At 54.4% G+C, this 10,895-nt stretch carries 10 protein-coding genes and 2 pseudogenes; 10 read left to right on the forward strand and 2 right to left on the reverse strand.

Annotation, left to right across the window (positions count from 1 at the left end; genetic code table 11):
• The first annotated feature begins 23 nt into the window (after window positions 1-23).
• The 4 genes and pseudogenes from VQ830_RS27030 (at window position 24) to VQ830_RS27045 (ending at window position 3,682) form a co-directional block, all read left to right on the forward strand.
• Window positions 24-1,085 carry an AraC family transcriptional regulator gene (locus tag VQ830_RS27030; RefSeq protein ID WP_337271257.1) on the forward strand — a complete coding sequence of 354 codons (1,062 nt, stop codon included), beginning with the start codon at window positions 24-26 and terminating at the stop codon, window positions 1,083-1,085.
• Between the two features lie 358 nt (window positions 1,086-1,443).
• Window positions 1,444-2,234: pseudogene (locus VQ830_RS27035) on the forward strand (site-specific integrase); the annotation flags it as partial.
• Between the two features lie 144 nt (window positions 2,235-2,378).
• A pseudogene (locus VQ830_RS27040) lies at window positions 2,379-2,732 on the forward strand (tyrosine-type recombinase/integrase); the annotation flags it as partial.
• A gap of 434 nt (window positions 2,733-3,166) precedes the next feature.
• Window positions 3,167-3,682, forward strand: a complete 516-nt coding sequence (locus VQ830_RS27045) for a hypothetical protein (protein WP_337271259.1) — start codon at window positions 3,167-3,169, stop codon at window positions 3,680-3,682.
• Window positions 3,683-4,009: 327 nt separating this feature from the next.
• On the opposite strand, the gene VQ830_RS27050 is transcribed toward VQ830_RS27045, so the two are convergent.
• Complete coding sequence (locus tag VQ830_RS27050; protein ID WP_337271260.1) at window positions 4,010-4,234, reverse strand: hypothetical protein; 225 nt, start codon at window positions 4,232-4,234, stop codon at window positions 4,010-4,012.
• Window positions 4,235-4,370: 136 nt separating this feature from the next.
• Between VQ830_RS27050 and VQ830_RS27055 the strand changes: the two genes are divergently transcribed.
• From VQ830_RS27055 to VQ830_RS27070, 4 genes are all read left to right on the forward strand, one after another.
• Window positions 4,371-5,879, forward strand: coding sequence for a transposase (locus VQ830_RS27055; protein ID WP_337271261.1), 1,509 nt, complete (start codon window positions 4,371-4,373; stop codon window positions 5,877-5,879).
• 312 nt (window positions 5,880-6,191) lie between these two features.
• Window positions 6,192-6,422, forward strand: coding sequence for a hypothetical protein (locus VQ830_RS27060; RefSeq protein ID WP_337271262.1), 231 nt, complete (start codon window positions 6,192-6,194; stop codon window positions 6,420-6,422).
• 305 nt (window positions 6,423-6,727) lie between these two features.
• Window positions 6,728-7,171 (forward strand): response regulator, encoded by a 444-nt coding sequence (locus VQ830_RS27065; protein WP_337271263.1) that lies wholly within the window; start codon window positions 6,728-6,730, stop codon window positions 7,169-7,171.
• Between the two features lie 72 nt (window positions 7,172-7,243).
• A complete protein-coding gene (locus VQ830_RS27070; protein ID WP_337271264.1) occupies window positions 7,244-7,534 on the forward strand; it encodes a hypothetical protein in 291 nt (96 codons plus the stop codon).
• Window positions 7,535-7,719: 185 nt separating this feature from the next.
• Here VQ830_RS27070 and VQ830_RS27075 read toward each other — a convergent pair whose 3' ends face one another.
• A complete protein-coding gene (locus tag VQ830_RS27075) occupies window positions 7,720-8,073 on the reverse strand; it encodes a hypothetical protein (RefSeq protein ID WP_337271265.1) in 354 nt (117 codons plus the stop codon).
• An 868-nt stretch (window positions 8,074-8,941) separates the two neighbouring features.
• Between VQ830_RS27075 and VQ830_RS27080 the strand changes: the two genes are divergently transcribed.
• Together VQ830_RS27080 and VQ830_RS27085 are read left to right on the forward strand one after the other, a co-directional pair.
• Window positions 8,942-9,859, forward strand: a complete 918-nt coding sequence (locus tag VQ830_RS27080; protein ID WP_337271266.1) for an aminoglycoside phosphotransferase family protein — start codon at window positions 8,942-8,944, stop codon at window positions 9,857-9,859.
• 225 nt (window positions 9,860-10,084) lie between these two features.
• Entirely contained in the window at window positions 10,085-10,726 is a 642-nt protein-coding gene (locus VQ830_RS27085) for a hypothetical protein (protein ID WP_337271267.1), read from the forward strand.
• Window positions 10,727-10,895: the final 169 nt, after the last annotated feature.

Consider the following 10,895-nt stretch of genomic DNA (forward strand, 5'->3'; position numbering starts at 1 on the left):
GATCTGCCAGATAGAATTCGCGCATGAGAAGAGTAGATCCAATCGCTGCGAGCCGATCGATTTCCACGCTGGACTATGCCGTCTGGCCGGGCTGGCGCCTGCTCATGCAGGACGCCGGGCTTGCTGCGCCCCCGATCCTTCGACGTGCGGAACTCCCCGGCGATCTCTTTGCGCGTGATCAGGTTCGCCTCAACTCTCTGGACTTCTTCAAACTCTGGTCTGCCATAGAGGAGGAGGCCAGATCACTGGACGCCACGTTGCCTTCCCCCCTGCGGATCGCGAAGGTCATGTCCAGCGACTGGTTTGATCCAGAGCTTTTTGCTGCCCTATGCAGCGCCAATCTCGGCAGTGCCCTTGAGCGCATGGCGAAATACATGCGTCTGATCGCCCCGATGGTCGTCAAGGTTGAGCGTGCGCCGATGCGGGCAACGGTGACGATCGACTTTCTGGATCAGACCAAGACGCCGCCGGCGGTGTTTCTGGCATTCAAGCTCGTGTTCTTCGTGCAACTCGGTCGGCTTGCCACACGCACCGCTATCAAGCCGCTCAAAGTCGCCTGGCCTGGGTCGACGGATATTCTGAGAGCGGATGCGGCGTTGTACGCCGAGTTCTTCGGCATCTCCGTCGTGGAGGCACCATTAGCGACGCTGGTCTTTGACGCTGAGGATTTCGACAGGCCGTTCCTGACGGAGAACCACAAGATCTGGCTGTTTTTCGAGCCGGCCTTGCGGCAACGGCTGGCTGATCTTGACCGAACCGCAAGCATGGTGGAGCGCGTCAGGAGTGCCTTGCTCGAAGCCCTGCCCGCGGGAGAGGTGTCGATGAACGCCGTTGGAAAGAAGCTCGGCGTCGGTACACGGACCCTGCAGCGACGGCTGCAGGAAGAGGGATCCTCATTCCAGCTTACCCTCGATGCTGTCCGCTCTGCGCTTGCCGATCACTATCTGCGTAAAACAATGATGTCGAGTGCTGAGATCGCTCTGTTGCTGGGCTTTGAAGATGCCAATTCGTTTGTCCGCGCTTTTCGTGGATGGACTGGCAGCACCCCCCAGTCGGTTCGGCGGCAAGATGAGGCAAGTAAGTAATTCAGCGTTTCTGGTTACCCGCAGGGTTTGTCCCGAGAGGCGCCAATCAAATGCTTTGAATCCCGATCAAGTGCGGCTGCCAACCGCGTTTATCAGCTTGGGGCATCGTTGGTGGCTGCTTTGGTAGATTCTTCGCGAATCGCCGTCTGTCTGGTTCCGCCTCAGATCGGACAATTCAATACCAAAGCGAAGTCCACCGCTAATTCCGGTCAATCCGAAAGATTCCACTGATCCTAGCAGGTAGTAAACTGTATTAATCCAAGGGAATTGATTCCGGTTAATCAAGCTGCTCGACACAGGAAAAGTGGCCTTCGCCACGGCTCTTCAAAGCCTGCGGTTGGACTGATCAGGAGCCACAATGCCGCCATTGCAAAAATCCGCCGTCGAACGACGATCGGAAGAACTAGACACCATTGCGTCCGTCCTGCCGTTGGAGCGGCGCGACGAACTCGCTGAACTGCTCACGGACCAGGACGTCGAAACGCTGCGCCACCTCGTCAATCAGGGCATGGGGGCCAATACGCTGCGGGCGCTCACCTCCGATCTTGCCTATCTTGAAGCCTGGGGTTTGGCGGCCACGGGGAAATCTCTTCCCTGGCCGGCGCCCGAAGCGCTGCTCCTGAAATTCGTCGCCCATCATCTCTGGGATCCGGAGAAACGTGCGACGGATCCCGATCACGGTATGCCCGATGATTTGGAGCACAAGCTCCGGTTCCAGGGATTTCTGAAAGCCACCGGTCCACACGCACCGGATACGGTACGACGCCGTCTGGCCAGCTGGTCGACCCTCACGAAATGGCGTGGCCTCGACGGCGCCTTCACCTCCCCTGCTCTCAAATCCGCCATTCGTCTCGCCGTGCGTGCCGTCCCGAGACAGCGCCGTCGCAAGAGCGCCAAGGCCGTCACCGGTGACGTGCTGGCAAAGCTGCTGGCCACCTGCGCGAGCGACAGCCTGCGCGATATCAGGGACCGGGCCATCCTGATGGTCGCGTTTGCCTCCGGTGGGCGCCGGCGCAGCGAAGTCGCCGGCCTGCGTTTCGAACAGCTGACCGAGGAAACTCCCATCGAACAGCCGGATGGCCCTCCCCTCCCCTCGCTTGCCATCCATCTCGGCCGCACCAAGACGTCCAATGGCGAAGAGGACGAGATCGTCTATCTCACNGCGAAGTCGCCGGCCTGCGTTTCGAACAGCTGACCGAGGAAACTCCCATCGAACAGCCGGATGGCCCTCCCCTCCCCTCGCTTGCCATCCATCTCGGCCGCACCAAGACGTCCAATGGCGAAGAGGACGAGATCGTCTATCTCACCGGCCGCCCCGTGGACGCGCTGAACGCCTGGCTGGCAGCCGCAAAAATCGACAAGGGCAGCGTGTTCCGCGCTATCGGGCGCTGGGGAACTGTTTCGCGCCGGGCGCTCGATCCGCAGTCGATCAATGCGATCGTCAAGCAGCGGGCGGAGATGGCCGGGTTGGAGAGTGCGGAGTTTTCGGCGCACGGATTACGGTCGGGCTATCTGACCGAAGCTGCCAATCGCGGCATCCCGCTGCCCGAAGCGATGGAGCAGTCAAGGCATCGGTCGTTGCAGCAGGCTTCTGAATACTACAACAACGCCACCCGGCGCAGCGGTCGTGCGGCGAGGATGCTATAGTTATCTTGACGAAGTTGCCGGCGAACGCCGGATTGTAAACACCGTACAGCCGCATTGATCTCGCAGCGAGAAGCCCGTCAGGATTTCAGCCACCTTCATTTCAGAGTCGGGCGGCCCCTCAGACCTGGCAATCGCTGAGAGGCCTAACCAGCCCAACACGACGCGGAGTGTGAGATGGCTTTCCGAGATGTAGCGAGAACTCATTACGCCATCGATAATGATGACGTGAATTTAGACCAAACCAAACCATTCGAGACATTTGAAGTAGCTGCTAAATGTAGAGGGGCGGATGTTCGTCTTCCAGTACACAATCTTTTGAGCGTGATGCAACGTCGCCGTCGATCTACCCGCATCCACATCTATTGCGAGGCCTGATATGAAACGGACTTCTTATGTTAGTGCGGTCTAACGCATCCAAGGCTTTAGGATATTAAATGAGCGCGGTGAATGACTTCGTCAGCGAGCTGTTTAGGGCTGCAAATGAAGTAGAGAAGACGACAAGCTTCGAACAGACGAGGCTGATAAGGCGAGCTGTTGAGACCATCTGGGATCTTCGTGAGCAACTCGGTATATCCGAAAACGCTGCCGGCTATGATGAGATCATGGAGCTACGACGACTCGGTAAAGCTATCGACGACCTGCCAGTTGCTCCCGGAGAAGTGAAGGAAGGCCTCCTCAAGGCTGCCGAAATGATCAAAGGTCTCCACATCATCCAGCATTCCTGTGTGGAACCATACTTCACGGACGAAGAGTTGCGCCGCGAAGAGCAACTGGACACGCGGGATCATCTATTCGGAGCGGCGCGCATGTTGAACATAATAATCCGGCAAGCGAACAAACTCGATATGTCAGTCAAAGCGCAAATAATCACTATGCGCACGCCTCATGGTCCAATGCCGCAGATCAGTTTCTCATGCAACGAACGGGATAGATCGGAAAAAGATCTTTAATGGCAACGAAGCGTGGCCGGTGCATATAACAAAAAGGCCGACCCGGATTATCAGGTCGGTCTTCTGTGCCCTCGTCCGGTGATCACAACGCAACGCCCCTTTACGCGCCTTTCATAAGTCAACTAAAAGCCCGTCTCAATTACCACATCTCGCGGCAACTATTCATAGACCCTGAAAGATTAATGCTGGCGATCTCGCTTCACCTCGTCGTGAATTTATCACACCCTCAATCCGCTTCCCAATCCGCGACTTGGGACGCACCTCTTACGAGGATCTGCCGTCTTTGCATCCGATCCAGAGACGGCAGTTTGCACCTGGCATACTGACTTATTTATCTTGAGAGATGTATGGGTCAGCGCTCGTGAGGTAGGTAACCTTTTCCGCCATCCGCTCGGCGAAGGCACGCGCCTCTTCGATAGTCTCGAAGGTGGTGCTTTTTGCCAGCTCTTTCTCAGCCTCGTTGACAACAAGAACGGAGAACCTCGTAGAGACGAAGGGCGCGTGTTCTTCATGTTCGGCGCCAATAAACGCAAACGTCTTACCAGATGACATTTTACCTGCATTCGCTGAGTATTATAGCGCGGCGATAAGGATGAGACGCGCATTGCCTCGCGAGAAATGCTCCCTGATTGTTAGCCGTTGCCTCATCTGATTTGCTCCCAGCATTTGTGGGTGCGGAGCAAATCAGATGAGGCTGATCAGCGTGACGACGAAGAAGGAATTGATTGCTGCTCTGGCAAAACGCTATGCAGCCGGAAAGCGGGAGGAAAAATCGCAGATCCTCGATCAGTTCGTTTCGATCAGTGGGATGCATCGCAAACATGCGATGCGTTTGTTGCGTGGGGCGGATAAGCAACCGCAATCGCGAAAGCGGGCGCAGATTTATGACGAGGCGACCCGACAGGTTCTGATTGTTTTGTGGGAAGCGTCCGACCGTATCTGTAGCAAGCGATTGAAGCCCTTGCTGCCGATTCTGATCTCATCGATGGAACAGCATGGCCATTTGAAGTTAGACGATCAGGTCCGCACACTTCTGCTACAGATGAGTGCAGCCACCATCGACCGTGCATTGAAAAGCGTGCGCGAAACAGCAGGCGGCCATCGACGCCGACGTTCCGTTGCTTCTTCGGCATTGAAGCGCAGTGTCCCAATTCGAAAATTCTCTGATTGGGGTGATCCCGCACCTGGCTTCATCGAGGCCGACCTGGTGTCGCACTCCGGTCCCAACGCACGTGGCAGCTTTATTCAAACGCTTGTCCTTACCGATATTGCGACCGGTTGGACCGAATGTGCGCCTCTGCTTGTCCGCGAACAGAAGCTTTTGACGGAAGTTTTGACCGAGCTTCGCCGCTTAATGCCGTTCCCGCTGCTTGGCTTTGATACTGACAACGATAGCGTATTCATCAACGAGACGATCAGGGATTATTGTGTTGATTCAAATATCGAATTCACTCGCTGTCGGCCATATTGCAAAAATGATCAGGCATATGTGGAGCAGAAAAACGGATCGATCGTCCGCCGCATTGTTGGCTATCATCGGTATGAAGGTGTTGAAGCTGCGGCGACACTCGCGGAGCTTTATCGTTCGGTGCGCTTGTTCGTGAACTTCTTTCAACCGTCGTTTAAGCTGCTCGAAAAGCAGCGAAATGGAGCGATGGTCAAGAAGCTCTACTGTTCCCCCGCGACGCCACATCAACGGATTTTGTCGGATGCGAGGACGGCAACGGAAGTACGCGACCGCTTGGTGCGAATGAGCGAACAACTCGATCCTGTGACGCTCCTCCGCGACATTCGTGCAGGACAACAGCGGCTTGCCGACATCGCGCACCAGGGAGTCCCCTCCTGCGAGGCTCCCGATATCGAGAGCTTTTTGCGAAGCCTGCGTATTGCATGGACAGAGGGCGAAGTCCGTCCGACTGCGAAAGCGAAGCCGATACTAAAACGCGAGCGCCGGCGGCCCGACCCACTGGTCAACGTGACAAATGATCTTTACCGATGGTTTGAAGATGAGCCATGGAGAACCGGCCGGGAGCTACTGGAGCGGCTTCAAAGCATTTATCCAGATGAGTATCCTGATGGACTAATCCGCACGGTGCAACGGCGGGTGAAAATCTGGCGCCGCGATCGCGCGCATCGAATGATCTTCGGTATCGAACCTGGCGAAGCTGAACAGTTACCAGAGCTCACCGAAGGATAGGGAGCATTATGGTGAGGCAATATCCTATCCGTCCGGGAGCATTCTCCCATGAGGCAATACGAATCTCACCAAGATTGTCGCTACGCAGAGTATAGATCTAAATACAGAAACTTAGTACGCGAGCGTACAAATCCAGTCCAGCGTGATCTGCCCATCATTTGATGCCACGGAGACATCATCTTCCTCGTGGGTGGACTCATTGTGTCGGAAAGCGTACAATCTACACACTGTCAGCAACAGGAAACTTTCCGTAAGCGCTGATAGCTGAGGGTCAGTGTGCTCCCGCCTGCATTACAGCAGAGGAGAGGAGCCATGACAGCTCTACTTCCAATGATGAACATGAAGACCGTGACCAGCTCAAGTGATCTGCTCATCAGGTACGCCGCCTCTTTCTGTCCGAGGCGAGAGGATCAGGAACGCCTTGTGCTGCGGACCATCAACACGTTCTGCGACAGTGTCGAAAGTGATCCTGCTCTCCCCGTCGAAAAAGCGTTGTTCAGGACAATGCATCGGATTGTCCAGGCCGATACCAAGAGCCGCTAGCTCCCAGCTTTCCGGTCGCAGGCAGCAGGCCTCCCCGAAATGATTCGCTTTTGCGTCTGATACGTGAGCAAGTGCTAATGCCTGGTCGCGGCCCTACTCCTGTGGACCGATCCACTGAGCCTTTTGGAGCCCGCTTTGCACCCCATAGCGGGTTCCTTCTGTTTCAGCCCCCATAACTTGATGGTGGAACGTAGGATGGACTATTTTAAGGTGATGCCCTATCTTCACACCATCGTTGGCAACCGAAGATGTAGGCGCTGACGACTGAGGGCTCGGTGCTCCCGCCTGCGAAGCAAGGCACCGTTTTGACAAAAGACCCAATCAGTGGAGTACCGGAAGTATCTCCGGATGCTGCAATCAATGCGTTTGTGCTCGTTGCTGAAGACGAACCGTTCATAATCTCCTATATTGAGGACATCTTATCAGATGCGGGTTTTGTGCCATTTAGCGCAGAGGATGCGGACAAGGCGATTGCTGCATTAAATGAGGATCCAGCTCGTTTTATCGGGTTGATCACCGACATAAGGATGCCAGCGCAAGCGAGTGGTTGGGATCTGGCGCGGCGAGCAAGAGAGCTTACCCCAACGATGCCCGTTATTTACATGACCGGCGATAGCGCGGCTGGTTGGGCGGCTAACGGCGTACCGAACAGCATCTTGCTGCAAAAGCCTTTTGCAGATGCCCAGCTTGTCAACGCTTTGGCAAGCTTGCTGAACCAGGTCACAGCCACGAAACTCGGCCAGGCTTGAGATGTATCCCATCTGTCTCGATGAAATTATCAATCTGAAAGCCTGTTACGCTTAATCGAAGCGAGGAAAAACATGACGTCTACGGACAAGCTGATTATGGTTGCGGCATTCACCAAAGATAGTGATGGCAAACTAATGCCTGCATTCGATCCACGGCAAGTTGATACCGCACATCGTGCAAGGCGCGACGCGCTGATGTTAGGCGATCGATATGCAGGGGTCGTGGCATGGAGCCGAGAAGCATACCCGGAAATCGGGAAATACGGGCAACCCGTCATAATTTACCAGCGCGGCGAAACGCCAGATATCGAACGGCTATCTCTTGGCGACTATAGCTCCACTTCTAAACCGCTGATGGACTGAGATGTAAACCGTTCAGGCAGTTGTAAGCTAAAGCTGCCACTTTGTTTCGCTCCCAAACCTGCAGCTGGGAGATCTCGGTCAATCGAGGAAAACTGCCGTTTCCGCATCCGATCAGGAAACGGCGGTTGTTCTATAGACCCCATCATTTGATAGACGGGCGAGCGCTCAGTTGCGCGGGTCTGCGCTCAGTGAATGGTGAAGTCGGTTCGTCTATTTAGACCTTCCAGCAACGCTCTCAAATCATCAAGATCAGAAGTGAAAGAGTAGCCAGGGTAGTCGATCGATTCTTGTTTCTCATGAGATGCAATCACAAACGGGATACCAAAGAAGACTAGGTCCTGCACAAACTCGAAGATTTCGTGGGCTTGATATCTGAGGTCAATAATCACACCATCTTGGGCACGCAGATGAGGACTGTGCTCGACGGTACTCTGCATGCTATGCGGTCCATCGAGTTCGATGTTAAGCCGAGCGGCGGCCCGCTTGGTGTCATCGTCGAAATAGTCTTCCAGCCCGATAACCAGCAGCAGTCTTTTCATTGCATGTTGCCCTTTGCCGCTCTCGAACGACGCACAACAGTCAATGTTCCTCCTCGTCGCCCGTAGACCGTACTCTTTCGTACAAAGTTGCCTAATGTACATTTTTAACATTCGCGCGCAAAGATGATGGACTTCAACGGAGTAGCCAGAGCTTGTGCACATCGATCAACGCAATCAGCCTGACGCTGTTGCAGGATATCCTTTTCAAGCAGGCTTCTCACTTCTACCCGGACGTCGCCAGCAAGAACCAATTGGTACAGCGCTTAATCGTTGCCCTTCCCAATTTGATCGTGGACCTAGAACCCGGCCAGATAGAGAAGTCGCTTTTGCACGCGATGCACCGCCTTGTTCAATCAGACAGGAACAAGAGTTAGGCTTACCCGCCATCATTCCGAACGAATATGAACATATCGACGTTCGTGAAAGGCATCACCCGAAGTTTTAAGAGCTGAATTCGTTGAGCAACTCAGGATCATTTTTCAGCGGTGCAATAATTCGAGAACGTTTGGTAATGAACGGCCAGCTAGATGATCTACGTTTGGCGATCACCAAACGAATAGGAAATTCATCGCTGGTTGGAATGTCTGAAACGGACATAGAACTACTACTTCTACGCACTGTGGCTGAGATTGTTGCCGAACGCTTGGATGAATTAAACAAGACGTAGCGTTTCTTCAGGCACCATCATTTGATGTTAGGGCGCGGGCTTTGACCTTACTGCCAAGTTTTCGGGTATGATGCCTGCATCGTCTGCGCTACCGCTTTCTCGTGCGAGCATCAAGTATGCCTTAAGCGGTTAAGGATGGCCGCCACACCATAATTCGGTCCGATTGTTTCTCTGTATACTCGCGAAGTTGGGAGCGCTCGGATGAAGAACATAAGGGTTGAAATCACGGCGGAGCTCGTTGCTGCGATGCTTCGGGAGCAACATCCCGACCTTGCCAGTTTGCCGCTGTCTCTTGGTGCAGTTGGCTGGGACAACCAGCTTTGGCGGCTGGGAGAAAACCTTGCCGTCCGATTGCCATGGGCCACAGATGATGCGGAAGACTTGCTCATCAAAGAGAACAGCCTCCTGCCGGACCTGTCGTTGCGGCTGCCTCTCCCGATACCAATTCCTCAAAGACTTGGCCGCCCCTCGGACTTATTCCCGCGCAGCTGGATCGTGACCACATGGGTGCATGGTGAGCCTGCAGATAGAACTCCCGCCACTGACGGTAATAAAGCGGCTGATAATTTAGGCGCCTTTCTGTCAGCGCTTCATGAGCCTGCACCATCTACGGCGCCCAAGGGACGTCATGGGAGGGGTGGATCGTTAGCGGCGTGCAGTGGCGGCGTCGCCCATTTATTAAGCCTGGCGACCGAACGCGGCTTGTTATGCGACCCGGAAAAAGTATGGGACGTTTGGAAACATGCGGCTGCAGCTCCTGATTGGAGCGGTCAAGCCAAATGGATCCATGCGGACCTGCATCCTGCAAATCTGCTGACTCGGGACGGCACCTTTTGTGGCGTCATCGACTTCGGCGATTTGTGCGCAGGCGATCCCGCCTGTGACCTCGGCGCCGCGTGGCTATTGCTGCCAGACGGTGCAATTTCCCGGTTTTATGAACAGTACGTTCCTGAAGCCGATGAGGCGAACATGCGACGGGCTCGCGGCTGGGCCATCAGTAAAGCGCTCGTCTGCCTGATCATCGGCGATGACGGTTTCCACGGGCGGCCTGGCGGCAAATCTACATGGGCACCGCCCGCGTTGGCGGCCATTCGACGGCTAACCAGTACGGCATCATAGCTGGTTTCGTTTACCCGAAGATTCCCGGAGCGGGTTTGCACCCCACCGCCTGATGTTAGGCCGCTGGTATCGCGAGAATTTGCTATAGCGCTTCGGTCTTCAGAAATATGCTAAAACTCCAAGTCGATAGCGAAGCTGGACCGTTATTAACTTTTCGTAATAAACTTCATTGACGAAGTATTAATATTGCGCCTTATTCAAACAATATTAAACCGGATGAGGAAAATGAAAAATTTCGCCATAGCAGTAACAGTTCTCTTACCAACAATTTCATTGAGCGTTTTTCCTGCACAAGCAGCGTTCGTTAATAGCTTAGAAGACGCGCACGCACTAAGCTTGCCATCAGATAATAAATTCACCGACGCAGCGAGCGGCCCAGGATATTCATTCAAATCCACGACATCGGGTTCGGTTTTCGGTTGGACCGCAAGGTACGGCTTCGATGTTAACGGGGAGTGGAACGGGGTCCCAATGTTGGGACTTAACACTGACGAGGGCGTAATGACGCTGACGTTCAACTCGCTGGTCTCAGGCTTTGGCGGCATTGTGAATTGGAGTGGATTCGCCCCTGGAGCGAAAATTTCGATTTTCGACCAACTGGGCCAATTGATCGAAAGCAAAACGCTTAGCAGCACTGGTCAAAATTTGGTGGAGGCTAATACCTTCATGGGGTTCCAGCTAGATTCCTTAAGGATCAAATCCGTTTCTCTGGAAAATGCATTCATCGGGATCAAGTCGATGCAGACATCGGCCGCGATTCAAGCTGTCCCCGGCCCAGAAGCAGGTGCTGGCATCGGAGCACTCACTCTTGGTGGCATGGCTCTCTACTTGAAGCGTCGCCGCAAGGAAGAAAATCTGGCGGCATAACACCCCCATGCTGTCAGTTAGAGGAAAGATGTCGTTTTGCATCTAATCGGGTTCTTCCTCAATTTCTGTGATTCAGCGGCATCATTCTCGCCCTCATCAGTTCCGGGCCGGCGCGACCGTACATTGCTCGCTTCAGTAACTTGAGGCGATTGATCTGACCTTCGGCTTG

This window comes from Oryzifoliimicrobium ureilyticum (genome assembly GCF_037199735.1).
Taxonomy (GTDB): domain Bacteria; phylum Pseudomonadota; class Alphaproteobacteria; order Rhizobiales; family Rhizobiaceae; genus Rhizobium; species Rhizobium ureilyticus.